Source organism: Nonomuraea sp. NPDC049684, assembly GCF_044465345.1.
Taxonomy (GTDB): Bacteria; Actinomycetota; Actinomycetes; order Streptosporangiales; family Streptosporangiaceae; genus Nonomuraea.
Genome location: NZ_JBITLO010000022.1, coordinates 84,064 through 108,215, shown reverse-complemented (window position 1 = coordinate 108,215; position 24,152 = coordinate 84,064). Strand labels below are relative to the sequence as shown.

The 24,152-nt window shown below is 71.5% G+C and carries 25 protein-coding genes; 15 read left to right on the top strand and 10 right to left on the bottom strand.

Translation table 11 applies throughout. The features are described from left to right. Positions 1–83: 83 nt before the first annotated feature. The 3 genes from ACIBST_RS44405 to ACIBST_RS44395 are packed head-to-tail and all read right to left on the bottom strand — an operon-like array spanning position 84 to position 3,366. On the bottom strand, positions 84–1,835 hold the full coding sequence (locus tag ACIBST_RS44405; RefSeq protein WP_397179498.1) for a bifunctional metallophosphatase/5'-nucleotidase: 1,752 nt from the start codon (positions 1,833–1,835) through the stop codon (positions 84–86). Positions 1,836–1,860: 25 nt separating this feature from the next. After that, entirely contained in the window at positions 1,861–2,634 is a 774-nt protein-coding gene (locus ACIBST_RS44400) for an alpha/beta fold hydrolase (protein WP_397179497.1), read from the bottom strand. Between the two features lie 9 nt (positions 2,635–2,643). Continuing rightward, positions 2,644–3,366 carry an SDR family NAD(P)-dependent oxidoreductase gene (locus ACIBST_RS44395; protein ID WP_397179496.1) on the bottom strand — a complete coding sequence of 241 codons (723 nt, stop codon included), beginning with the start codon at positions 3,364–3,366 and terminating at the stop codon, positions 2,644–2,646. A gap of 67 nt (positions 3,367–3,433) precedes the next feature. Here ACIBST_RS44395 and ACIBST_RS44390 point away from each other — a divergent pair, with 67 nt between their 5' ends. Next, a complete protein-coding gene (locus ACIBST_RS44390) occupies positions 3,434–4,027 on the top strand; it encodes a TetR/AcrR family transcriptional regulator (RefSeq protein WP_397179495.1) in 594 nt (197 codons plus the stop codon). An 8-nt stretch (positions 4,028–4,035) separates the two neighbouring features. Here the strand turns inward: ACIBST_RS44390 and ACIBST_RS44385 are convergent, their stop codons facing one another. Beyond that, positions 4,036–5,700: an alpha-amylase family protein gene (locus ACIBST_RS44385; protein ID WP_397179494.1), complete on the bottom strand. Its 1,665-nt coding sequence runs from the start codon at positions 5,698–5,700 to the stop codon at positions 4,036–4,038. A gap of 159 nt (positions 5,701–5,859) precedes the next feature. On the opposite strand from ACIBST_RS44385, the gene ACIBST_RS44380 reads away from it, so the two are divergent. Continuing rightward, on the top strand, positions 5,860–6,321 hold the full coding sequence (locus ACIBST_RS44380) for a MarR family winged helix-turn-helix transcriptional regulator (RefSeq protein WP_397179493.1): 462 nt from the start codon (positions 5,860–5,862) through the stop codon (positions 6,319–6,321). A 13-nt stretch (positions 6,322–6,334) separates the two neighbouring features. Here the strand turns inward: ACIBST_RS44380 and ACIBST_RS44375 are convergent, their stop codons facing one another. Then, positions 6,335–6,532, bottom strand: a complete 198-nt coding sequence (locus ACIBST_RS44375) for a hypothetical protein (RefSeq protein WP_397179492.1) — start codon at positions 6,530–6,532, stop codon at positions 6,335–6,337. A gap of 423 nt (positions 6,533–6,955) precedes the next feature. Here ACIBST_RS44375 and ACIBST_RS44370 point away from each other — a divergent pair, with 423 nt between their 5' ends. The 3 genes from ACIBST_RS44370 to ACIBST_RS44360 all read left to right on the top strand — a co-directional run bounded on the left by ACIBST_RS44370 (position 6,956) and on the right by ACIBST_RS44360 (position 9,856). Continuing rightward, positions 6,956–7,363, top strand: a complete 408-nt coding sequence (locus ACIBST_RS44370; protein ID WP_397179491.1) for an SgcJ/EcaC family oxidoreductase — start codon at positions 6,956–6,958, stop codon at positions 7,361–7,363. 32 nt (positions 7,364–7,395) lie between these two features. Continuing rightward, positions 7,396–8,373: a sigma-70 family RNA polymerase sigma factor gene (locus ACIBST_RS44365; RefSeq protein ID WP_397179490.1), complete on the top strand. Its 978-nt coding sequence runs from the start codon at positions 7,396–7,398 to the stop codon at positions 8,371–8,373. Between the two features lie 61 nt (positions 8,374–8,434). Beyond that, positions 8,435–9,856, top strand: a complete 1,422-nt coding sequence (locus ACIBST_RS44360) for an MFS transporter (protein WP_397179489.1) — start codon at positions 8,435–8,437, stop codon at positions 9,854–9,856. Here the strand turns inward: ACIBST_RS44360 and ACIBST_RS44355 are convergent. Further along, positions 9,822–10,805, bottom strand: coding sequence for an aldo/keto reductase (locus tag ACIBST_RS44355; protein WP_397179488.1), 984 nt, complete (start codon positions 10,803–10,805; stop codon positions 9,822–9,824). The two genes, ACIBST_RS44360 and ACIBST_RS44355, sit on opposite strands and share 35 nt — an antisense overlap. A gap of 62 nt (positions 10,806–10,867) precedes the next feature. Here ACIBST_RS44355 and ACIBST_RS44350 point away from each other — a divergent pair, with 62 nt between their 5' ends. Together ACIBST_RS44350 and ACIBST_RS44345 are read left to right on the top strand one after the other, a co-directional pair. Next, complete coding sequence (locus ACIBST_RS44350) at positions 10,868–11,746, top strand: LysR family transcriptional regulator (protein WP_397179487.1); 879 nt, start codon at positions 10,868–10,870, stop codon at positions 11,744–11,746. 112 nt (positions 11,747–11,858) lie between these two features. Then, the gene (locus tag ACIBST_RS44345) at positions 11,859–12,059 is read left to right on the top strand and encodes an EF-hand domain-containing protein (RefSeq protein ID WP_397179486.1); all 201 of its coding nucleotides are present in this window, start codon (positions 11,859–11,861) and stop codon (positions 12,057–12,059) included. 256 nt (positions 12,060–12,315) lie between these two features. Here ACIBST_RS44345 and ACIBST_RS44340 read toward each other — a convergent pair whose 3' ends face one another. Next, on the bottom strand, positions 12,316–13,602 hold the full coding sequence (locus ACIBST_RS44340; protein ID WP_397179485.1) for a hypothetical protein: 1,287 nt from the start codon (positions 13,600–13,602) through the stop codon (positions 12,316–12,318). A 267-nt stretch (positions 13,603–13,869) separates the two neighbouring features. Between ACIBST_RS44340 and ACIBST_RS44335 the strand changes: the two genes are divergently transcribed. After that, positions 13,870–15,120, top strand: coding sequence for an MFS transporter (locus tag ACIBST_RS44335; protein ID WP_397179484.1), 1,251 nt, complete (start codon positions 13,870–13,872; stop codon positions 15,118–15,120). Here ACIBST_RS44335 and ACIBST_RS44330 read toward each other — a convergent pair. Genes ACIBST_RS44330 through ACIBST_RS44320 form a run of 3 tightly spaced genes read right to left on the bottom strand, consistent with a single transcriptional unit; the run spans position 15,112 to position 17,482 of the window. Continuing rightward, the gene (locus tag ACIBST_RS44330; RefSeq protein ID WP_397179483.1) at positions 15,112–15,591 is read right to left on the bottom strand and encodes a hypothetical protein; all 480 of its coding nucleotides are present in this window, start codon (positions 15,589–15,591) and stop codon (positions 15,112–15,114) included. The genes ACIBST_RS44335 and ACIBST_RS44330 overlap by 9 nt on opposite strands. Before the next feature lie 58 nt (positions 15,592–15,649). Beyond that, a complete protein-coding gene (locus ACIBST_RS44325) occupies positions 15,650–16,804 on the bottom strand; it encodes an NAD(P)/FAD-dependent oxidoreductase (RefSeq protein WP_397179482.1) in 1,155 nt (384 codons plus the stop codon). Positions 16,805–16,843: 39 nt separating this feature from the next. After that, a complete protein-coding gene (locus tag ACIBST_RS44320) occupies positions 16,844–17,482 on the bottom strand; it encodes a hypothetical protein (RefSeq protein WP_397179481.1) in 639 nt (212 codons plus the stop codon). A gap of 84 nt (positions 17,483–17,566) precedes the next feature. Between ACIBST_RS44320 and ACIBST_RS44315 the strand changes: the two genes are divergently transcribed. From ACIBST_RS44315 to ACIBST_RS44285, 7 genes are all read left to right on the top strand, one after another. Continuing rightward, positions 17,567–18,196 (top strand): helix-turn-helix domain-containing protein, encoded by a 630-nt coding sequence (locus ACIBST_RS44315; RefSeq protein ID WP_352361631.1) that lies wholly within the window; start codon positions 17,567–17,569, stop codon positions 18,194–18,196. A 77-nt stretch (positions 18,197–18,273) separates the two neighbouring features. Then, a complete protein-coding gene (locus ACIBST_RS44310; protein ID WP_397179480.1) occupies positions 18,274–19,443 on the top strand; it encodes a homogentisate 1,2-dioxygenase in 1,170 nt (389 codons plus the stop codon). Then, positions 19,425–20,198: a hypothetical protein gene (locus tag ACIBST_RS44305; RefSeq protein ID WP_397179479.1), complete on the top strand. Its 774-nt coding sequence runs from the start codon at positions 19,425–19,427 to the stop codon at positions 20,196–20,198. Before ACIBST_RS44310 ends, ACIBST_RS44305 begins: the two co-directional genes overlap by 19 nt. After that, a complete protein-coding gene (gene fahA / locus ACIBST_RS44300) occupies positions 20,195–21,298 on the top strand; it encodes a fumarylacetoacetase (protein WP_397179478.1) in 1,104 nt (367 codons plus the stop codon). The genes ACIBST_RS44305 and fahA overlap by 4 nt, the downstream gene beginning before the upstream one ends. Positions 21,299–21,376: 78 nt before the next feature. Continuing rightward, positions 21,377–22,528 carry an Ig-like domain-containing protein gene (locus ACIBST_RS44295; RefSeq protein WP_397179477.1) on the top strand — a complete coding sequence of 384 codons (1,152 nt, stop codon included), beginning with the start codon at positions 21,377–21,379 and terminating at the stop codon, positions 22,526–22,528. A gap of 90 nt (positions 22,529–22,618) precedes the next feature. Next, the gene (locus tag ACIBST_RS44290) at positions 22,619–23,050 is read left to right on the top strand and encodes an NfeD family protein (protein WP_352324976.1); all 432 of its coding nucleotides are present in this window, start codon (positions 22,619–22,621) and stop codon (positions 23,048–23,050) included. Positions 23,051–23,054: 4 nt separating this feature from the next. Then, positions 23,055–24,140, top strand: coding sequence for an SPFH domain-containing protein (locus ACIBST_RS44285; RefSeq protein ID WP_397179476.1), 1,086 nt, complete (start codon positions 23,055–23,057; stop codon positions 24,138–24,140). Positions 24,141–24,152 lie beyond the last annotated feature (12 nt).

Genomic DNA, 24,152 nt, shown 5'->3' with positions numbered 1-24,152 from the left:
GCCCTCGTACCTGTGAGCAGCGCGGGCCCGTCCGGTCTGGGGCCAGGCGGGTGGCCGGGGTGGGCACCCGCCTGGCGTCGGGGTCAGAACAGCGGGGCGCCGTCGCGGGTCAGCCGCCAGTTGGCGGAGGCGAAGTCGGCGGGGTTGATCGTGCCCTTGGCGGTGGCGTACTCGATCAGCGCCTGGCGGATCTCCACCTGCGCGTTGTACAGCACGGGAGCGGTGGTGACGTGCGGGAAGCCGCCGCCGCCCGACTGGCGGTAGTTGTTGATCGCGACCACGAACTCCTTGCCGGCCGGGATCGGCGCGCCCTCGAAGGTGAGGTTGGCGATGCGCTGCCCGGCGGGCTTGGCCACGTCGATGTCGTAGGAGACGCCCGAGAGCTGGTCGTAGTTGTAGTCCGGGGTGTTGCCGGCGTTGGTCAGCTTGGCGACGTCCACCGGGTCGCCCGGGTTGAGCTGGTTGAAGTACCGGGCCGAGTACTCCAGGTAGTCCTTGATCTGGGCGCCGGTCAGCTTGATCGCCAGCAGCGTGTTGTCGTAGACGTAGAGCCCGGCCACGTCCCTGACCCGCACGTCACCGGCGGGGAAGACGGCGGTGCGGCTGAACGGCGCGGCGATCGACAGCACCGGCAGCGTGTTGCCCGGCAGGGCGGCCTTCACGGTCTCGGTCTGCACCTGCTGGATGTAGTCCAGGATCGGCGTGTCCTTGTACGGCGACTCGGCCGCCGACAGCTCCTCGGCCGACTTGGCGACGACCTTGTTGACGTAGCCGACCGTGGTGTCGTGCTGCGGCTTGAGCAGCGAGACGATCTTCGGGTCCTCCGTCACCGTGTTGGTGTTGAGCGTGGCCGAGCTCTTGCCGGTCACGACCCACTTCCCGCGCTGCTTGGTGAGGGTGAAGTCGAGCCGCGACAGGCGCTGGCCCCACTTGCCCGGCTCGGTGAGCAGCACCTGCTGCCCGGTGGTCCTGTTGGTCACGAAGCGCTGGGCGACCTCGTTGTGGGCGTGCCCGAACAGCACCGCGTCGATGCCCGGCACCTGCTCGGCGACCATCGCCGAGGCGTTCTCCACGGGCAGGTCGGTGCCGTAGGAGGACATGCCGCTGTCGCCGGCGTGCGCGGTCACCACGACCACGTCCGCGCCGAGGCCGCGGATGACCGGCACCCACTTCCTGGCCGACTCGACCAGGTCGGTGAAGCGCAGCTTGCCCTCGACGTTCGCCTTGTCCCAGATGGCCACCCCGGGGTTGGTCAGGCCGAGCACGCCGACCTTGATCGGCTTGTCGCCCTTGACCTTCATGGTCTTGATCACGAACGGCCGGTACGCCGGCAGCCCGCTCCCGGCGTGCACGGCGTTGGCGCCCAGCACCGGCGCCCGCATCTGCCTGATCCAGGTGGCCAGCAGCGGCAGACCGTAGTTGAACTCGTGGTTCCCGAGGGTGACGGCGTCATAGCCGATGGCGTTCATGGCCTTGGCCATCGGGTGGGTCTGCCCGGTCTCGGTGATCGGCTCGACCTTGGCGTAGTAGTAGGCCAGGGGCGTGCCCTGGATCGTGTCACCCGAGTCGAACAGCAGCGTGTGGTCCGCCCCGCGCTCGGCCCTGACCTTGTTGACCAGCGACGACACCTGGGCCAGGCCGATGGTGTTGCCCTGCTTGTCGGCGTAGGCGGCGTCCTTGAAGTAGTCCCAGTTGAGGGCGTTGCTGTGGATGTCCGACGTCCCCATCACGGTGACGGTGACGCTCTTGTCCCCGCTCGCGTGGGCGGGGAGCGCCACCAGGGCCAGCGCGGTCAGCGCGGCGGCCCCTGTGGCGGCGAGCTTCTTGGTCTGCATGTGCCTGGAGGGTAACCAGGACAAATTACTCGTTGGTTACGAAATCGCGGATCAAGGCTGTCACCTCTTCGGGACGTTCGTGTAGCACCACATGCCCGCTGTCCAGCTCGGCGTAACGGCTGCCGGGCAGCGCGGCGTGCAGGGCGCGGGCGTGCCCGACCGGGACGAGGTGGTCCTGCGTGCAGCCGACGACCAGCGTGGGCGCGGTGATGCTCGGGAGCAGGTCCCTGATGTCGGTCCTGAGGTCCAGCTCGATCTGGCGTACCGTGCCGGGGGGCGGGTCGCCGGCCGTCATGGCCTTCAGGCCGTCCTCGCCCAGGCCGCTCACGAAGGCCGGGCTGAAGCCGACCAGCGGGCCGTACGCCGCGAAGCTCTCGGGGTCGGTGGCCGCCAGCCGGGCCCAGGTGCGCAGGCCGAGCCGGAGCCGGGGGTCGCCGGCGTGCGTCCAGCCCGCGATCAGCACCAGCCGCCTGACCAGCTCGGGATGCCGGGCGGCGACCCCCGCCGCCACCACCGCGCCCAGCGAGAAGCCGACCAGGTCGGACGGGCCGCCGTCCGGGAAGGTCGCCGCGACCTGCTCGATCAGCAGGTCGAGGGTGAGGTCGCCGCCGGGGTCGGCGGTCTGGCCGCTGCCCGCGTAGTCGGGGGTGATCACCGTGCGGATGTCGGTGAAGTTCTGGACGAGGTGGCCGTAGTTGGTGGCGGCGTCGCCGCCGGTGCCGTGCACCATGACCAGGCCGGGGCCGCTGCCCGCCCGGTTGAAGTGCACGGGTCCGCCGTCGTGGATGACCGTGGGCATGGGTGTCTCCTAGAGGTTTCCGCCGCCGGTGGCGTCGAGGGTGGTGCCAGTGACGAAGCTCGCCGCGGGCGAGGCGGCGAACGCGACCACGTCCGCGATCTCGCCGGGCTCGCCGATGCGGTTGAGCGCGTGCCTGCTCGCGGCGTACGCGCGGGCCCCGGGGTCGCCCAGCCAGCCCGCGTTGACGTCGGTGTCGACGATGCCGGGCGCGACGTTGTTGACCGTGATGCCGCGCGGCCCCAGCTCCTTGGCCAGAGCCAGCGTGAACACCTGCACCGCGCCCTTGGTCATCGCGTACGCGATGCCCTCGGGGTAGGCGATGCGGGTCACCCCGGAGGTGATGTTCACGATGCGGCCGCCGTCGGGGATCAACGGCAGCACCTGCCGGGTGAGGAAGAACAGGCCCTTGACGTTGACCGCGAACAGCCGGTCGTAGCCCTCCTCCGTCTCCTGCGCGAGGGGCTTGGACAGGCCGATGCCGGCGTTGTTGACCAGCACGTCCAGCACGTCGGTCTCCTCGGCGACCCGGCGGGCGAGCCGCTCGACCTCCTCCGGCACGCCCAGGTCGGCCCGCACGGCCACGGCGTCCGCCCCGATCAGCCGGACGACCTCCTCGGCCGCGGCGGCGTCCCGGGCGTAGTTCACGATCACGCGGAACCCGTGCTTGGCCAGGCGCAGCGCGACGGCCCGGCCGATGCCCCTTCCGGCGCCCGTCACCAGGGCAGTCCTCATCGCTCGAATCCTTTCTTTAGCGATCGATACAGAAACCATAACATAGCGATCGCTATAGAATGAGGGCATGGCGAGGCAACGGGCATTCGACAGGGACGCGGCGCTGGAGAGCGCGCTGCGCGCGTTCTGGGAGCACGGCTACGAGGCGACCTCGATCGCCGCGCTGACCGCCGCCATGGGCATCAGACCGCCCAGCCTGTACGCGGCCTTCGGCGACAAGCGGCGGCTGTTCGAGGAGGCGGTGCGCCGCTACCAGCTCACCCACGGCGCGTTCACCACCCGGGCGCTCGCCGAGGAGCCCACCGGCCGCCGGGCCGTCGAACGCGTGCTGCGCGAGTCGGCCGCCGAGTACACGAACGCCGACCACCCGCCCGGCTGCCTGATCATCACCGCCGCGGTCAACTGCGGGCCGGAGTCCGCCGACGTGGAGGAGTTGCTGCGGGGGTTCAGGCAGGCGGCGAAGGCGGCGATCAGGAAGCGCGTGGACGACGACGTCGCGGCCGGCCGCCTGGCCCCCGGCACCGATACGGAAGCCCTGGCCACCTTCTTCGCGTCGGTGATCCAGGGCATGTCCACGCAGTCCCGCGACGGCGCCTCCTACGCCGGCCTGCTGAGCGTCGCCGAACTCGCCATGACGGCCTACCCGCCTCCACCGTCCTGACGTCCGAACTACTGCGACATGACGCCCGCGTCCTCCGGGGGCAGCTCGGGGGGCGAGGCGCGCAGCCAGCGGCAGCCGTGCGGTCCCAGCGCGAGCTTGGCCGTGCCGTCGGCCGACACCTTGATCGTGCCGTCCACCAGCAGGTCCGTGAGGTCGCAGTTCTCCAGGCCGTCCAGCCGCAGCTCGACGTCCTTGGCCGTGTCGCACAGGTTGTGGGCGACCACGACCGTCGCGCCGTCGGCGTCGCAGCGGTGGGAGAAGATCGCATCGTCGCCGGCGTCCAGCACCGTGTACTGCCCCCACGCCAGCTCAGGGCACTCGCGGTACCGCTCGATGAGGAGCTGGAACCAGCGCAGCAGCGAGTCGGTGTCGCGTTTCTGGTCGGCCACGTTGACCCGGTCGGGCGCGAAGGCGCCCTCGGGGATCTCGCGGACCGTCTCCTCCGTCTGGCTGAAGCCGCCGTCCTCGGACCACTGCATGGGGATGCGGACGGCCATCCGGCCCTCTTCGTCCAGGTTCTCCCCCATGCCGATCTCCTCGCCGTAGAAGATCACGGGGGTGCCGGGAAGGGAGAACAGCAGGCTGTAGGCCATCTTGATGCGCCGCAGGTCGCCGCCGAACATCGTGGGCAGCCGCCGCCGCAGCCCGCGGCCGAAGATCTGCATGTCCTTACGGGGGCCGAACGCCTCGAAGATCTCCTGACGTTCCTCGTCGGTGAGCTTGTCGAGGGTCAGTTCGTCGTGGTTGCGGAGGAACATCGCCCATTGGCAGTCCTTGGGGGCCCGGGGGCGTTCCTGCAGGGCGTCCATCAAGGGGCGGGCGTTGTTGCGGGCGAAGGAGAGCCAGCTGTTCTGCATGCCGATGAAGTCGAAGCACATGGTGATCTGGTCACCGAGCCCTTCACCGAAGTACCGCAGTAATTCCTTGTAGGGCAGGTTGACCTCGCCCAGCAGGATCGAGCCGCCCTTGCGCCTGGTCATGAAGGCCCGCAGGTCGGCCAGGAACTCGTGCGGGTTGGCCAGCTTGGGGTTGACGTTCTCGATGAGGAACGGCACCGCGTCCACCCGGAAGCCCGACAGGCCGAGCTCCATCCAGAAGCCGAGGATGCGGGTGATCTCGTCCCTGACCTCGGGGTTGCCGACGTTCAGGTCCGGCTGGTGACGGTAGAAGCTGTGCAGGTAGTACTGGCCGCTGCCCTTGTCGTACTGCCAGATGGAGTCCTCCTTGTCGGGGAAGACCACCTGTTTCGGGTCGTCGGGCTCGGGGGTGTCGGACCAGACGTACCAGTCGCGCATCGGCGAGTCCTTGCTCTTGCGCGACTCCTTGAACCAGGGGTGCTGGTCAGAGGTGTGGTTGACGACCAGGTCCGCGATCACCCGCAGGCCCCGGTCGTTGGCGGTCCGCATGAACTCCACGAAGTCGCCCAGGGTCCCCAGGCGGGGATCGATGCTGTAGAAGTCGGTGATGTCGTAACCGTCGTCCCGGTTGGGGGTGGGGAAGAACGGCATCAGCCAGAGGCAGGTCACGCCGAGACCCGCGAGGTAGTCGATCTGCTGGGTCAAGCCGCGGAAGTCGCCCACGCCGTCGCCGTTACCGTCCTTGAACGTCTCCACGTCCAGGCAGTACACGACGGCATTTTTCCACCAGACGTCGGAGGTGTACGTCAGTCGCATGGCGGCCCTGCTACCCACCCGGCCAGAAGAAATGTCCTTTTGGTGGTTTGCGTCCGGTTCTAATCCCGTGACCTGGGGCCACCAGGGCATCGCCGAACCCCGAGCGGTGTCCGTGCGCGGTCAATAGTTCGGTAGCCGAACTGATGGTAACCTGATCTCATGGCCAAGCCCGAGGAGCAGCTAGGAGTCGTCTCCGCCCTGGTGCGCTCGACCTTCCTGGTCAACGCCGTCTACGCCGAGTCCGCCCGCGCGTACGGGCTGACCTCCCAGCAGGGCCAGCTCCTGTGCGTGCTGATGGCCCAGCCGTACGGCATGAGCGAGCTGGGCGCGCTGTTGCGCCTGGCCAAGTCGAGCCTCACCGAGCTGGTCGATCGCACCGCGCAGCGCGGCATGGTGCGCCGCGAGCCCGACCCGGCCGACCGGCGCGCCGTCCAGGTCACGCTGACCGAGGAGGGCGCCAAGCTCGCCGACGAGTTCTACACCGAGGCGTGCCGACGCATCGACGAGCTTCCGTCGGGGCTCGACGAGGCCGAGCGCGCCACGCTCGCCGACCTGCTCTCCCGCCTGGTGCGGGACAACAACGCCCCGACCGTCTTCATCGAGCGCGCCGACACTCCCTGACCGCGACCCGGCGTCACACCCCGGCCGGCGCCGGCTCGGCGGCGACCCCGAACAGCTCCGCGAAGCGTCCGGTGAACAGGTCCCTGCCCTTGTAGTCGGCCACCGACTCGGCCGGCAGCACGATCGGCCCCTCGGGCGAGGGCAGCTGGCCGACGCCTCCTTCGGCCCCCAGCGGCAGCAGCACGAACGGCAGCGGCGACGGCCGGTACACCGACGAGGGCGCCTCGCCGTTCGGTCACCCGTACGTGGCCGCGGGGCGTGCGCGCGTCACCGAGGTCACCGCCGAGGTAGCCGGTCTGCACGCGCACGCCGTACGCGCGGAACCAGATGTCGGCCGACAGCTCCCCCGCCGTGGACCCGACCGCGAACGGCCCGCTCCCGGACGATCCGGCCGCGCCGCATCAACCTGTCATAGGGGAAGAACATCCTCCCGGCCCATTCCGGCCGGGCGAGGGCCCGCATGGACGCGGCGTTCTGGACGAAGGCGTCCTTGGGCTCGACGAGCACGACGTCCGCGTGCTCGCGTAACCCGAACCGCAACGGCCCGAAAGTTCTCCGCCCCGGCGCGATGAGTTCCGGCGGCCCCGCCGGTACGTATCCGTGAACCTGTCACCAGCGATGAGGAGAGACAGCCATGACCGAGACCCGAGCGCACGACGTGGCCGCCATCAAGAGCGTCCTTGAGCGCCTCTACCAGGCATGGGCCGACGGCGACGCCGACGCCTTCGTCACCGACTACACCGAGGACGCCACCTCGATCCTGCCCGGCAGCGTGCGCCGGTCGAGGGAGGAGGTCCGCGGGAAGATGGCCGAGGGCTTCGCGTCCTACCTCAAGGGCAGCACGACCGTCGACAAGCTGGAGAACATCCGTTTCCTGGGCGAGAGCGCCGCGATCGCGGTGAGCGAGACCGGCGTCCTCTTCCCCGGCGAGACCGAGGTCCCCGCCGAGCGTATGGTGTACGCGACCTGGGTGCTGGAGAAGCGGGACGGCGCCTGGCTGCTCGCGGCCTACCACAACAGCCCGGCCGTCGTGGCAGGCTGACGTACCCGTAAGGCGGAAGGCAGGGCAGGGGCGTGGACACGGTGACGCCGGTGGAGGAGGGCTTCGATCGCCGGATCGAGCCGTTCCGCAAGGAGCTGCTGGCGTACTGCTACCGGATGCTCGGCTCGCCCCACGACGCCGAGGACCTGGTCCAGGACACGTACCTGCGGGCATGGCGGGCCCGAGAGCAGTACGACGGGACGCGCAGCTCCCTGCGCACCTGGCTCTACCGGATCGCGACCAACGCCTGCCTGACGGCCTTGGAGGTCCGGGGGCGCCGGCCGCTGCCGTCGGGGCTGGTGGCCGCGTCCGACCCGCTGGCGCCGCTCGTCCAGGGGGAGAACCTGGCCTGGCTCCAGCCCCTGCCGGACTCGATGCTGGACGGCGGCGACCCGGCCGGCGCCGTGGTCGAGCGCAGCGGCCTGCGCCTGGCGTTCGCCGCCGCCCTGCAACACCTGTCGGCGCGCCAGCGCGGCGCGCTGATCCTGCGGGACGTGCTGAGCTTCTCCGCGTCGGAGTCGGCGGAGATCCTCGGCACCACCGTCGTGTCGGTGAACAGCTCCCTGCAGCGGGCGCGCGCCCGGGTGAAGGAGGCCGGCGTCCGGCGGGAACCCCTCGGCGAGCCGCCGCTGGCCGAGCAGCGCGCCCGGGTCGACCGCTACATGCGGGCCTTCGAGCGTGCCGACGTCGAGGAGCTCAAACGGCTGCTCACCGAGGACGTCGTCATGGAGATGCCGCCGATGCTCAACTGGTTCGCCGGGCGCGGCAACTACGGCCTGTTCATGGACTGGGTCTTCGAGGCGGCCGGCACCGACTGGCGGCTGGCGGCGGTCACGGCCAACGGCCAGCCCGGGTTCGCCGCCTTCCGGCGCGCCGGCGACCGCTACGAGCCCCACACGCTCCAGATCTTCACCGTCACCGCCGGGGGCATCAGCCGGAACTCGGTGTTCCAGGGGACCGAGATCTTCGCGGCCTTCGGCCTGGCGGCCGGGTTCGACGCGCCCCGATGACCCCGGCGCCCCCGCAAGGATCTTCAAGACCGGACGGATGCGGACGGCCGATGCTGGGCGGGTGATTCCTCCCGTTTCTCCCCCGGTGACCGGCGTGCGCCGTGGCCCGATGCTCGCCGTGCTGCTCACCGGTCAGGTCATGGCCTCCATGGACGGCTCGATCGTGTCGGTCGCCGCGCAGACCATCCGCCAGGACCTGCACGCCGGCGGCACGGCGATCCAGCTCGTCGTGTCGGGCTACCTGCTGACCGTCGGCGTGCTCCTGGTCACCTGCGCGCGAATCGGCGACCTCGTCGGGCAGCGGCGCGCGTTCCTGGTCGGGCTGGGCTGGTTCACCGGCGCCTCGCTGCTGTGCGGGCTGGCCCCCGACGTGGGCGTCCTGGTGCTCGCGCGGGTCGCGCAGGCCGTCGGGGCGGCGCTGCTCACGCCGCAGATCTTCGCGCTCATCCAGACGCACTGGCAGGGCGACGCCCGCCGCCGGGCGATCGGCCTGTACAGCATGGTGCTCGCCCTGGGCGTCGCGCTGGGGCAGGTCGTCGGCGGGCTGGTCGTCAGCGCCGACCTCCTGGGCCTGTCCTGGCGGCCGGTGTTCCTGCTCAACATCCCGATCGGCGTGATCTCACTGGCCGTGGGGCCGCGCCTGCTGCCGCCCTCGCCCGTGGACTCCCGGGCGCGCCTCGACCCGGGCGGCGTGGCGATCCTGACCGCGGCCATGGCCGCGATCACCGTCCCGCTGATCTTCGGCCGCGACCTCGGCCGGCCGCTCTGGACGTGGATCTCGCTGGCCTGCGGCGCGGCGCTGTCGGTGGTGTTCGTCCGGCACGAGACCAGGGCCCGGCACCCCCTGCTGGACCTGGCGTCGGTACGGCCGCGCGGGGTGCGGCCGGGGCTGGCGGCGTGCTGGATCGTCATGGGCTGCTACACCGTCTTCCTGCTCACCCTCACGCTGCACCTCCAGACCGCACTGGGGTTCTCGCCGCTGTGGGCGGGGCTGGCCTTCGTCCCGTACGCGCTGGGGTTCGGCGCGCTCAGCCTGAGCTGGACCCGGTACCCGCGGGGACTCCAGCGGGCTCTGCCGGTCGCTGGCCCGGTCGCCTTCGCGGCCGGGGCGGGCCTGCTGGCCCTGCTGTGCCGGGACGAGTGGCGGCCGGTCGTGGCCGTGCCGCTGCTGCTCCTGGCCGGGGCCGGGCACGCCGCCGGGTACAGCCCGCTGATCGCGCGCGTCACCACGCTGGTCGAGCCGCGGCTGGCGTCGGCGATCTCGGCGCTGAACGCCACCGGGCCGGTGCTGGCCGGGGTGACCGCCGTCGCCGGGCTCGGCAGCGTCTACTTCGCCGCGCCGTCCTCGGCCGACGGGCTCCTGCGGGTCGTCGCCGCGGTCGCCGTCCTGCTCGGGGGCGCGACCCTGTGCGCCGTCCGGGCGACCTGGCGGGGCGACGGCCCGGCGGTCACAGGAGGGTGCCGCCCGACACGTCGAACCTGACCAGCGCCTCGTCGATCCTGTGCAGGGTGTCCGGGTGCAGGGTGAGGTCGGCGGCGGCCAGGTTCTCCTCGATGTGGGCGGGGGTCCGGCTGCCCGGGATCGCCACCACGTGCTCGTCCTGGTGCAGCAGCCAGGACAGGGCGAGCTGGGCCGGGGTGATGCCGAGGCTGGCGGCCAGGGCGCGGATGGGGGCGTACCTGTCGTTGTTGCCGGCCAGGTTCTCCGCCGAGAACCGGGGCGCGTTGTGGCGGAAGTCGCCTTCCTCCAGCCGCTGGACCGTGCCGGTCAGGAAGCCGTTGCCCAGCGGGCTCCAGGCCACCAGGCCGACGCCGAGCTCGCGGGCCGCGGCCAGCAGGTCCGGCTCCACCGGCCGCCACATCGACCACTCGTTCTGCACGGCCGTCACCGGATGGACCGCGTGCGCGGCCCTGAGCTGGGCCGCCGTCACGTTGGACAGGCCGATGTGCCTGATCAGGCCGTCGCGCACCAGGTCCGCCATCGCGCCCACCGTCTCCTCCACCGGGACGCCGGGGTCCGGGTAGTGCAGGTAGTACAGGTCGATCACGTCGGTGCCGAGGTTGCGCAGACTGCGTTCGGCGTAGCGGCGGACCAGGCGCGGGTCGGCGTTCACGCGCAGCTCGTTGAACGCGTACCCGACCGGGTACGGGCGGCTGGGCTCGCCTTCGGGGATCGCCAGGCCGAACTTGGTGGCCACCACGACCTCGTCGCGGGGGCGTCCCTTGAGCGCGCGGCCGACCAGGCGCTCGTTGTGGCCGTCCACCCCGTAGGCGTCGCTGGTGTCGATGTGGGTGGCGCCGCCGTCGAGGGCGGCCTGCAACGCCTTCTCGGCACGGGTGTCGTCGACGTCGCCGTACACACCGGGCGAGAGCACCATCGCGCCGAAGCCGAGCGCGGGGACCTGCAGTGTTCCGAGTTCGCGTGTCTTCATGACGATGATCGTGCCGCCGGGGCTCGCCCGGCGTCCAAGACCCTTTGCTATAACCATCGGTTATGGACGTGCACCTGCGGGAGCTCCGCTACTTCGTCGCGGTGGCCGAGGAGCTGAACGTGACGCGCGCCGCCGAGCGGCTCTTCGTCTCGCAGCCGGCCCTGTCCAAGCAGCTCAGGGTGCTGGAGCGGCAGCTCGGGTTCGCGCTGGTGGAACGCGTGCACGGCGGCGTGACGCTGACCCGGCAGGGCGCGGCGCTGCTGCCGGTGGCCCGCGACCTGCTCGCACGCTGGGCCGCCGGCGTGGAGACGGCCCGCGCCGCCGCCCCCGCCGGGACGCTGGTCATCGGCATGCAGACGGCCGTCGGCCGGGGGTTGCAGCAGGAGGCGCTGCGGCTGTTCCGGCAGGCCCGGCCCGGGTGGGAGGTGTCGCTCCGGCTCGTCGGCTGGGACGACCCGAGCGGCGGCCTCGCCGACGGCTCCTCCGACGTGGCGTTCATCTGGCTGCCGGTGCCGCCGGGGCTGGCGACGTACGTGCTGGTCACCGAGGAGCGGGGGGTGGCGATGCCGGCCGGTCACCGGCTGGCCGGAATGGCCGAGGTCCCGTTCGCCGAGCTGCGGGACGAGCCGTTCATCGCGCTGCCCGCCGCGGCCGGCCCGCTGCGCGACTTCTGGCTCGCCCGCGACGCCCGGGACGACGACCCGGTCGTCGGCGTCACGGCGAACACGCCCGAGGAGGTGTTCGAGGCCGTGATCAGCGGGCTGGGCGTCGTCCTCGTGGCCGAGGGGAACGCCGCGCTCTACAAGCGTCCCGGCATGGTCTACCGCCCGGTGACGGGTCTCCAGCCGGGCCGGCTCGCCATCGCCTGGCGCCGCGAGGACGCCCGTCCCCACGTCACCGCCTTCGTCGAGGCCCTGAAACAAGCCGCCGCCACGGTCTGACTCCAGGAAAGGCTCGCATTTCCGGCGAGCCGCCCGAATTCATCGGTGCGTTTCGGGAAGTCGCCACTAAGGTCTGAACCCGACGCACCGGTAACACAGGAAGGCACCCCCTATGAACGACCACGCCATCACCTTCGACCTCATCGACGTCGACAAGGACGGCCGCATCTCCGCCGTCGAACTCGTCCGCCTGATGGAGATCCTCGGCCAGCCCATCACCCTGGACGCGGCCCAGGCAGGCGTGCGGAAACTGGACAAGGACGGCGACGGCCTGATTGACGTGGACGAGTTCGGCGCATTCCTGCAGAAATGACAGAAACAAGCTCTTGCTAGGCCAACTCTTGTCGCCTGATCCACAATGACGACAGGAGGGACGACGGTCATCAAGAGTGACATCCGGCCGCCCCCTTCGGCCCCGAGCCGTTCCGCATGATCGGCAAGGGCGAGGCGGCCGAGGGCCGCAACCTGGAGCCGCCGCAGACAGCCATGCGGCTCGGCGCCCGCGTCTGCCGGCGGCGGCTGACGGGACCCCCGTGCGGCGGGGACCGGCCGGGACCGGACGGCTCCCGTCAGGCGGTGTGCAGGTAGACCTGGCCGAAGACCTCGGACAGGTTCTTGATGTCGGTGGCGACGTCGGCCTCGGGGGTGCTGTAGTCGTAGACGGTGGCCAGCCTCGGGCGCACGGTGCCGAGCTTCTTGAGCTGGTCCCAGGTGGCGTTGGCCGCCCACTTCTCGCCGTACACGCGGTTGACCTGGCCCTGCGCGTCCTGCCAGCGGCTCCACAGGACGACCGTCTCGGCGGCGTCGGCCTGGAGCGGGGCGGCGATGCGGTCGGTGATGGCCTGGGTGGCCTGCTCGGCGGTGAGCTTGGAGGTGCCGGCGGCGGTGAACCCGGCGTCCTCGGCGGCGATCTGGGCGTAGGCGTCCCAGGCGCGGGCGCGGACCTGGATCCACTGGTTGCGCTGGGCCTCGGCGGCGTCGATCTTCCAGGTGGCGTACTCGGTGGCCAGGTGGCCGGTGTCCAGGGTGAGCTGGTCGATCTGGCCGCCGGAGAGCCAGGCGCCGATGCGGGCGGGGTCGAGCAGCGGGTACTTCTTGGTCATCTCGGCCTTGCAGGCGTCGTTGGCGCCGCAGCCGAACAGCGGGACCACCGTGTGCGCCGCCAGCTTCTTGCCCGGCACGAGGTTGCGCAGCGCGGTCGTGGCCTCGGTGACGAACTTGTCCAGCTCCTCGGCCGTGGCGAAGGTCTGGTTGTAGCCGAGCTGCGAGGTGAACCTGATCCCGGCGACCCCCGGCTGCGCCGCCAGGGCGGCGACCTTCTTGGCGGCCTCGGCCAGCTTGCCCGCCTTGTAGTCGTCGGCCAGCTCGGTCTCGATCCAGGTGCGCAGGCCGGCCCCGACCGCGCTCTTCACGGCCTGGCCCGCCGGGCTCTCGGCGGCGGCCGTCCTGGCGGCGGCCGAGATGCCGTCGGGGTCGACGTGGCATTTCTGGCCGTCCGGGCACTGGTCGGGGGTGCCGCCGTCCTCGGCGCCGTCGACGTCCGGGGAGCCGACGTCGTGCATCTCGCCGTCGCCCTCGGAGTCGGTCGCGCACTCGTTGCCCGCTTCGGTGCAGTCGACCACGATCTCGTGCATCGGGCCGGAGTCGATCATGTTCTTGCCGTCGTTGTCCAGCCAGAACCGGGCGATGTCGGCGGCCTCCTCGGGAGTGGCCAGCCAGCGGCAGACGACGTACGCCGGGGTGTCGGCGGACATCAGGTCGTTGCAGCCCCGTGGATCGTCCTCCGACCAGGCGGGAACTCCGACGCCGAGCAACGACAGGGCCAGTCCGATGACGAAGATCTTCCGCAGTCGCATGGCGCCTTTACTCCCATGGGGGGGCGATCGTGGGCAGATAGCACAATATCGGGACGATCAACAACCTTCAATGAGATCCACGGCAGTCCTCACGCGGCTCTCGACGGACAGTAGGCATCGCAGTCGAGCCCGGTCGAGGCGCCCGGGAAGATCATCCGCCTTCTCCACCCCGTTAGGTCTCCGCCCCCTGGCGAATATTGGGACGACAAGCGCCGCCACGAACGGCAGACTGGGACGGATTTGAACGTTTTCGAGGGGACCGGCCCAGTGCACAGCTACCTCCGCGACCTCGGGCTGCTCCGCGACCGCAAGTTCGCCCTGTTGTTGTCCGCGCGGACCATCTCCATGCTCGGCAGCGCCTTCGCGCCCGTGGCGCTCGCCTTCGGCATCCTGGAACTGCCCGGCGCGACCGCCACGACGTTGTCGGTGGTGCTCACCGCCGAGTCGCTGCCCATGATCGTGTTCATGCTGATCGGCGGGGTGATCGCGGACCGGCTGCCGCGGCAGCGGGTGATGATGGCCGGCGAGCTGCTCATGGCGCTGGGCTACTTCGCGCTGGCGGCGATGATGCTGACCGGCTGGGCGCCGCTGCCCGTGATGAGCGTCGCGGCCGCGGCCTGCGGCGTGGGCACGGCGATCATGTTCCCGGCGCTGACCGGCATCATCCCCGAGATCGTGCCCGCCGAGCGGCTGCAGGCCGGCAACGCGCTGCTCGGCCTCGGCGCGAACGCCTCGCGCGTGGCCGGGGTGGTGCTGAGCGGCGGCACGGTGCTGCTGTTCGGCGGCGGCTGGGCCCTGCTGGTCAGCGGCGCGATGTTCGCGCTGGCCGGCGTGCTGATCGCGCTGCTGCGCCCGACCCCCGCCGAGCGCGTGGCGGCCGAGCGGCACTCGGTGCTGGCCGACCTGCGCCACGGGTGGCGGGAGTTCAGCTCGCGGCAGTGGATCTGGGTGGTGGTGGCCCAGTTCTCGGTGCTGGTGATGGCGATCCAGGCCGGGCACGGCGTGCTCGGGCCGCTGCTGGCCAAGGAGACGCTGGGCGGGCCGGCGGCCTGGTCGGCGTTCCTCGCCGGCGAGGCCGTCGGGACGATCGCCGGGGTGCTGGTGTCGTTGCGGCTGCGCCCGCGCCGGCCGATCCTGCTCGGCACGCTGCTGTGCCTGCCGACCGCGCTGCCGTACGTGCTGCTCGGGCTGGACGCGCCGCTGTGGGCGATCGTGGCGGGGGCGTTCGTGCTGGGCGTGTGCTTCGACGTCTTCGGCGTGCTGTGGCAGACGACGATGCAGCGCGAGATCCCGGCGGAGTCGTTGTCCCGGGTCAGCTCGTACGACGCCCTCGGGTCACTGATGTTCGGGCCGATCGGGCTGATGCTGGCCGCGCCGGCGGCGGTGGCCTTCGGCACCGAGGGGGCGCTGCTCGGCTGCGCCGCCCTCGTCGTGCTGTCCACGCTCGCCGCGCTGGCCGCGCCGGGGGTGCGCAACCTGCGCGCCCCCGAGCCGGAGCCGGAACCGGTCTCACTCTGAGCGGAACCAGGCGTTGGCCCGCGGCTGGAACATCAGCGTGACGGCCCCGAGCACGGCCGTCACGTGCAGCACCCGGCTGATCGTGAAGAGCCAGGTCACCACGTCGGCCCCGGCGGCGGCCCCGGCGATCGAGCCGCCGTGCAGCAGCCACTGGATCGGCCCCACGACCAGCGACAACGTGCCGAACACGCCGAGCCCGACGGCCAGCGTGAGCCGGGCCCAGTTCTGCCCCGCGCGCATCCGCAGCGCCAGGAAGACCGCCGCGGCGAAGACGGCCAGCCGCAGCCCCGCGCCGGGCAGCAGGTCCAGGACGCCCGAGGTGCCCTCGTAGAGCTCCCTGCCGACGGCGAGCACGGTCTCGAACGCCCCCGCCGCGACCGCGGACATCCACAGCAGCGCGGCGGCGTGCACGACGGGCGGCGGCTGGGGGGTGCGAGGCTCGGCGGTCTGCGCGGTGAGGGCGGCGGTCATGGCGGGCTCCCTGTTCGTGTCGGTTACAGGGAAAGTCTGATCCGCGCGCCCGCCCCGATCATGCCCGTCGTCCCCCGAATCCCGGTGAGGCGGGCCCTACCCCGAGGTCTCCGCTCGTGCGCAGGCCGCGGGCGGCCGCGCGCTCGTGGCCGAGCCCGAAGCGCGGCTCGGGGGCGCGCTCGCCGTCCAGGATCGCGGCCACGTACCCGGCCAGGGCCGGGGCGTGCTTGAACCCGTGGCCCGAGTCGCCGCCGAGCAGCCACACGCCGGGCGCGTCCTCGGCGATGATCCACTCGGCGTCGGGGGTGAGCGCGTACTGGCAGACCTGGCCGAACAGCACCGGCGCGGCCGCCAGCGAGGGGAACCTGCGCCGCAGGTAGTCGCGGGCCTGCTCGACCGCGGCCGGGGCCACCGCCCGGCTGCCTCCCTCCGGCTCGTACGGCTCGCCTTCGGCGTCGGAGGTGGCCTTCATGCCGACCCCGTCCACGTCGCCGTGCCCGTAGGCCGAGGAGCCGTAGTCCACCCAGGCGGGCGTCTCGGGGGACGACCACGCGGCGGGCGCGGCGAAGTGCACCGTGTCCTGCCTGGTCACCGTGACCGGCACGGAGAACAGGCGGGGCAGCCAGGCGCCGCACGCCCACACGACGCGGTCGGCCCGCCGCACCTCGCCGTCCACCTCGACCGCGCTCAGCCCCGGCACGGGCGCCGCCCGTCCCCTGACCAGCCGGACGCCGGCCGCCAGGGCCAGCCGGGCGGTCACCTGCGTCGCCCGCCGCGCCCTGAGCACGCCCGCGTGCGGCTCGTGGAGCAGGAAGCTCAGGTCGTCGCCGCGGTAGTCGGGGAAGAAGCGCCGCCCGTCCGCCGGGTCGAGCACCTCAACCGGGATATCCAGATTTTTCAGTACTTGGGCGCTGGCGTGCTCCCACCCGTCCGGCCGGGCCGCGAACCACACCATGCCCGACTCCAGGAACAGCTCCTCGCCGGCCCGCTCGCCCAGCCGCCGCCAGCCCTCGCGCGCCTCCCAGGCCAGGCGCGCGTACCAGTCGTCGGCGCCGTGCGCGCAGCGCAGGAGCCGCGTCTCCCCCGCGCTGGCCTGCCGGACGTGTCCGGGCTTGTGCTGTTCGACCAGGGTCACCTGCCAGCCGGTTTCGGCCAGCCGCAACGCCAGCGACGACCCCCATATACCGGCTCCGACCACAATGACCGATTTCATGGAACCACCGTGACCGCAGGAGCCGCCCCGCGCAAGGGCTCAGACGATGATCAACCGGACCACGACGCCCGCGCAGTTGCCCGCCACGCAGACCCGCACCGGGACCTCGGAGATGCCGGCCGCCCGGGGCACCCCGCCCACGTGCCCGTCGGGGCCGATCGTCACGCCCGCGGGCAGCTTGGCGTGGTCGGTCACGCTGAAGGTGGGGATGACGCCCTGGGGGCCGCCGTTGATGCCGATCTCCCCGGCGAGCGGGACGCCGACCCGGCCCGGGAAGGTCAGCTCGCGCGGCTCCCATGGAACGTTCCCGAGCACGACGAGGGTGAGGAGCTGCTCCTCGCACGAGTGCCCGGCGCAGATCCCGACCGGGGCGATGAACGTGCCCACGCGCGAGGGCGTGCCGGACAGCCGCCCGCTCGCGTCGACGCTGACCCCCACGGCGACGTAGCCGGGGCGGAAGGTCACGCCCTTGGCGACCGGCAGCAGCCACTGGCTCACCGTGATGCCCTGGGTGAGGTAGAAGGTGTTCTCCACCAGCCGGTCGCCCTCCGTCCGCGGCGGCGGGTCGATCAGGGTCTCCCTGGCCATGTACGCGATCGGCGTGGTGAGCGACGGCACGGCAGGCGGCAGGGCGCACAGAGCCAGCCCGGCGACCAGGAACAGCCACCTCTGCCGCATCTCCACCCCCCCGACGCCCCTCGTCCCTACGTACCCCCTCACCGTGCTCTTTCACTGGTCAGCCGCCACTCCATAATCGAAGGCATGGCCGCCGAATCCGCCCAGACGCTCGAACGCGGGCTGCGCCTGCTGCGACTTCTCGCCGACGGGAAGGGCGGGCGCACCCCGACCGAGCTGAGCACCGAGCTGTCGCTGAGCCGGCCGGTGGTCTACCGGCTGCTCACGACGCTGCTGAACGAGGGGTTCGTCCGCCGCGACGCCGAAGGGCGGGTGCATCTCGGGTTCGGGGTGCTGGTGCTGGCCCAGGCCGTGCAGCCGCTGCTGCGGGCGGCGGCGGTGCCGACGCTGCGGCGGCTGGCCGAGCAGGTGGGCGCGACGGCCCACCTGACCGTGGCCGAGGGCGACGACGGGCTGGCGGTGGCGGTGGTGGAGCCGTCCTGGACCGACCTGCACGTGGCCTACCGGGAGGGGTCGCGCCATCCGCTGGCGAAAGGCGCGGCGGGCCGGGCGATCCTGGCCCTGCGCGAGGGGCGCGACGAATACCTCGTGACGGAGGGGCAGTTGCAGGTGGGGGCGCGGGGCATCGCCGCGCCCGTGACCGGGCTGCCGTGGCTGGAGGCTTCGGTGGGGGTGGTGACGTTCGGCCCGCTGGAGGAGGAGACGGGGCCGCGCGTGGTGGCGGCGGCCGCCGAGCTGGCCGCCGCGCTGGGTTGACATCTCCACACCGATGTCGGACGGTAGTCACACATAGAGGACACATGCGTCCGGTAAGCGGACAACATGGAGGGCGGATGCCGTACTACCGCGTCGTTGGGGAAGTGCCGCGCAAACGGCACACGCAGTTCAGGCGGCCGGACGGCGGCCTCTACGCCGAGGAGCTGATGGGCGAGGAGGGCTTCTCGTCCGACTCCTCGCTGCTCTACCACCGCCACCTGCCCACCGCCATCATCAAGGCCGAGGCGGTCACGCCCGCGTCCGCGACGCGGCTGGAGCCCAACCTGCCGCTCTCCCCCCGCCATTTCCGCACCCAGGAGCTGTCCAGCGCGGGCGACCTGGTGAACGGCCGCATCCTGCTCGCCGGCAACGCCGACGTCCGGTTGTCGTACGCCACCAGCGACCGCCCCAGCGAGCTGTACCGCAACTCCATGGGCGACGAGTGCGTCTACGTGCAGCGCGGCTCGGTCCGCTTCGAGTCCACCTACGGCGTCATCGAGGCCGGCGAGGGCGACTACGTCGTCGTCCCGACCGGCACGATCCACCGCTGGGTGCCCGACGGGCAGGTCAACGTGCTGGCCATCGAGGCGTCCGGGCACATCAGGCCGCCCAAGCGCTACCTGTCGCAGTACGGGCAGTTCCTGGAGCACGCGCCGTACTGCGAACGCGACCTGCGCGCCCCCACGCAGACCCTGCTGGCCGAGGGCGAGGAGGTGCCCGTCCTGGTCCGCACGCGGGGCGGCCTGACCCGGCTGGTCTACCGCAACCACCCCTTCGACGTGGTCGGCTGGGACGGCTACCTCTATCCGTACGCCTTCAACATCGACGACTTCGAGCCGATCGTGAAGAAGACGCACGCGCCGCCGCCGGTGCACCAGACGTTCGAGGGGCCCGGGTTCGTGGTCTGCTCGTTCTGCCCGCGGCCGCTCGACTACCACCCCGAGGCCATCCCGATCCCGTACAACCACCACAACGTGGACTCCGACGAGTTCATGTTCTACGTGGGCGGCGACTACACCGCGCGCAAGGGCTCGGGCATCGACGTCGGCTCGGTCTCGCTGCACCCGGCCGGGTTCACGCACGGCCCGCAGCCCGGCGCGGTCGAGGCGGTGATCGACGCGGTCGCCCGCGGCGTCACCACCACGAGCGAGATGGCCGTGATGGTCGACACCTTCCGCCCGCTCGACCTCGGGCCGGGCGCGCTGTCCTGTGAGGATCCCGGCTACGCATGGACCTGGGCACGATGAACCTCTACGCCGAACTGGTCGACGACGCGGGCCTGTTCCCGCCGACGTCGCTGCACATGGACGAGGCGCTGGCCCGCAACCAGCGCGACCTGGAGCGCGGCAACAGCGTGCTCACCCACCGCTTCCTCTGCCCGGCCAGCCGGCTCGACCGGCTGCGCGGGCACGCCTACCGGCCGCGGCGCATCGGGCTGATCGTGGACACGCCCGAGCTGCCCGGCTTCGGCGATCTGCCGGTGGACTTCGTCGAGATCCCGCTCGGGGCCGACGAGTCCGTCGCCGGGCTGGCCCGGCGCCTCGGCCTGCCCGCGCACGTGCGGCTGTTCGTCGAGGTCCCGCCGGACCGGAACGTCGCCGGCGTGCCCGACGGGGTGGGGCTGAAGGTGCGCTGCGGCGGGCTGAAGGCCGAGGCGTTCCCGTCGGTGGAGCACCTCGCGGCGTTCGTCCGGGCCTGCGCCGCGGCCGACGTCCCGTTCAAGGCCACGGCCGGGCTGCACCACGCGGTACGGCACTTCGACCCGAGCCTCGGCGTCGACCGGCACGGCTTCCTCAACCTGCTGCTGTCGGTCTGCGAGGCTGTGGAGGGCCGCGACCCCGCGCCCGTGCTGCGCACCACCGACGTCGGCCACCTCGTGCGGCTGGCCGGGGCCGTGACGGAGGAGACGGCGAAGCGGGCGCGGCGGCTGCTGGTCAGCTACGGCTCGTGCAGCACCGGCACGCCCATCGAAGACCTGCAGACGCTAGGAGTGATTCAGTGAGCTGGGGAGTGGACAACCTGCCCTACGGCGTGTTCTCCCGTCAGGGCGAATCGCCCAGAGTGGGCGTCAGGTACGGCGACAAGGTGCTCGACCTGGCCGCCGCGCTGCACGACGAGGTGTTCGCCGCCCCCTCGCTCAACCCGTTCATGGCGAGGGGCCGCTCGGCCTGGCACGACACCAGGACCCTCATCCAGAACAAGCTGACCGGCGACTCCTCGGTCACCGAGAGCCACCTGATCCCGCTCGACCAGGTGCGGCTGCACATGCCGTTCGAGGTGGCCGACTACGTCGACTTCTACTGCTCGCTCGACCACGCCGGCAACATCGGCCGGATCTTCCGTCCCGACGCCGAGCCGCTGCTGCCCAACTGGCGTCACCTGCCGGTCGGCTACCACGGCAGGTCGGGCACGGTCGTCGTGTCCGGCACGCCGGTCCGGCGTCCGCACGGCCAGCTCAGGGCCGGGGTCTACGGGCCGTGCGCCAAGCTGGACATCGAGGCCGAGCTGGGGTTCGTGGTCGGCGTGCCGTCGGAGCTGGGCTCCCCGGCCGGGGCGTTCGAGGACCACGTGTTCGGGGTGACGCTGGTCAACGACTGGAGCGCGCGCGACATCCAGGCGTGGGAGTACGTGCCGCTCGGGCCGTTCCTCGGCAAGTCGTTCGCGACGTCGGTCTCGCCGTGGGTCACGCCGCTGGAGGCGCTGCCCAGGATCCCGGGTCGCCCGCAGGACCCCGAGCCGCTGGACTACCTGCGCAGGCAGGGCGACTGGGGCCTGGACATCGCCGTCGAGGTCGTGCTCAACGGCGACGTGATCTCGCGCCCGCCGTACCCGAGCATGTACTGGACGCCCGACCAGATGCTCGCCCACATGACCGTGAACGGCGCCTCCCTGCGCACCGGGGACCTGTTCGCCAGCGGCACGATCTCCGGCCCCGAACGCGACGAGCGCGGCTCGCTCATCGAGCTGACCTGGAACGGCGCCGAACCGATCAAGCTGTCCGGCGGCGACACCCGCACCTTCCTCCAGGACGGCGACACGGTGACGATCCGGGCCACCGCGGGCGGCCTGACATTGGGCGAGGTGTCCGGAACCATCGGATAAGTAACTCAAGGTGCTTCGACCGTCACTCACCGCTAACCTGGGAACTCCCCTTCCCTCGGAAAGCCCTCGGAGAGTGACGTGCGGCGTGCCGCGATCCTGTGTGTCGCCTTCCTCCTGGCCTGCTGCGGCTGCGGTCCCGTCGGCGACTCCCCGGCCGCGCCCGCGGTCGTGCGCGTCTCCCCTGCCTTCGACTCCAAGCGGGCCCGTCCCGACAAGGGGCTGGTCATCACGGCGCAGGGCGGCCGGCTGACCCAGGTCCTGGTCTACGAGGGAGGCGAGCACGTCCCGGGCCGGCTCGACGCCTCGCACACCAGGTGGCGATCCGACTGGACGCTCAAGCCCGCGACCGAGTACACCGTGACCGCCACGGCCGCGGGCGAGAACGGCCCGTCCACGGTCTCCATGGGCCGCTTCCGCACCCGGGCCGCCGAGCACACGTTCGGGGTGGCCGCCACCGCGCCGCTGCCCGGCGAGACCGTCGGCGTGGGCATGCCGGTCGTCATCGACTTCGACACCCCGATCCAGGACAAGGCGGCCGTCGAGCGGTCGCTTGAGGTCACCACGAAGTCCCCGGCCGAGGGCGCCTGGCGCTGGACCAGCGACACGCAGGTGGTCTACCGCACCCACCGCTTCTGGGCCTCGGGGCAGCAGGTGATGGTCAGCGCCCACCTGGCCGGGGTGCGCCCGGCCCCGGGCGTCTACGGCACCCTCGACTCCACCTTCGCCTTCACGGTGGGCCGCAGGCAGACCAGCACGGTCGACGCCCGCACCCACCAGATGGTCGTGCGCCGCGACGGCAGGGTGGTGCAGCAGATGGCCATCAGCGCCGGCATGGCCACCACGCGCGAATACACCACCACCAGCGGCATGCACCTGACCATGGACAAGGGCAACCCGGTCCGCATGATCTCCCCCGGCCGCGCCAAGGGCGACCCCGGCTACTACGACCTGCTCATCGAGCACGCCGTGCGCATCTCCAACAGCGGCGAGTACGTGCACGCGAAGGACAACGTCTGGGCCCAGGGAAGGGCAAACGTCAGCCACGGCTGCATCAACGCCCGCCCCGACCAGGCTGCCTGGTTCTATTCCGGTTCGCTGCGCGGCGACCCCGTGCTGATCACGGGCACCGCCCGCCAGCTCGAATGGGACAACGGGTGGGGTTTCTGGCAACTTCCGTGGGAGAAGTGGGTCCTGGGAAGCGCTCTGGCCGCTCCGGCGACCGGCCGGTGACGGGTGCCCTGCGGACGAACGGGGGATTACGGTGGTAAGGGGGAACCAGTCACACACACAGGCCCGTTATAGGTTCAGGAGGGCCGGAGCATGGATGAATGGGTCATCTGGATAATCCTCGCAGTCGTCCTCGGTGTGGCCGAACTGTTCACTCTCACGGCGGCCCTCGGGCTCCTGGGCGTGGCCGCTCTCCTGACCGCCGTGACGGCCGCCGTCGGGCTGCCCGTCCCCTTGCAGATTCTCGTGTTCGCCCTGTCGTCCGCGGCGGGGATGGTGGTCATCCGGCCGCTGGCCGTCCGCCATCTTCAGCAGCCGCCGTTGCAGCGTTTCGGCGTGGAGGCGCTGGTCGGCAAGCCCGCGTACGTGGTCTCCGAGGTCACGGGCCGCGACGGGCGGGTCCGCATCGGGGGTGAGGAGTGGTCCGCACGCGCTTATGACGAGACCCTGGTGATCCCCACCGGGGCAACCGTCGACATCATCGAGATCGAGGGCGCCACGGCCCTCGTGTATCCACGGGAGTGACCACATGGACCCGTTGCTGATAGCCGGACTGCTGATCATCCTTTTCGCCGCGTTCACCGTGCTCAAGGCCGTGCGGATCGTGCCACAGGCGCGGGCCCGCAACGTCGAGCGGCTCGGCCGCTACCACCGCACGCTCAAGCCGGGTCTCAACTTCGTCATTCCCTACGTCGACCGCGTCTATCCGATGATCGACCTGCGCGAGCAGGTGGTGACCTTCCGCCCGCAGCCGGTCATCACCGAGGACAACCTGGTCGTCGAGATCGACAACGTCCTGTACTTCCAGGTCACCGACCCGCGGGCGGCGGCGTACGAGATCGCCAACTACATCACGGCCATAGAGCAGCTCACCGTCACGACCATGCGTAACGTGATCGGCTCGATGGACCTGGAGAAGACGCTCACCTCGCGCGACACCATCAACAGCCAGCTGCGCGGCGTGCTCGACGAGGCCACCGGCAAGTGGGGCATCCGGGTCAACCGGGTCGAGGTCAAGGCCATCGACCCGCCCAAGACCATCAAGGACGCGATGGAGAAGCAGATGCGGGCCGAGCGCGACAAGCGGGCCGCGATCCTCAACGCCGAGGGCCAGCGCCAGTCGCAGATCCTCACGGCCGAGGGTGACAAGCAGAGCCGCATCCTGCGGGCCGAGGGCCAGCGCTCGGCCGCGATCCTGGAGGCCGAGGGCCAGTCGCGCGCCATCGACCAGGTCTTCCAGGCCGTCCACCGCAACGACCCCGACCCCAAGCTGCTGGCCTACCAGTACCTTCAGGTGCTGCCGCAGCTCGCCCAGGGCAGCGGCAACACGTTCTGGGTCATCCCGAGCGAGGTCACCTCGGCGTTGCAGGGCGTCTCGAAGGCGTTCACCGAGGCGCTGCCGAAGTCGGCCGCCACCCGCGAGGAGCAGCCCCGGCCGTCGGAGGAGCTGGACCGGGAGATCGCGGCGGCTTCCGAGGCGGCGGCCGAGGCGGTCGCCGACGCGCAGGAGGCCGAGAGCCCCAAGGGGCCCCGCCAGATCGCCCAGGCCGTCAACGAGCCGTCACCGTTCCCCGACCTGGAGCGCGAGCGCGACCCCAAGGACGCCGGCCGCTGACGTGCGCCGGGG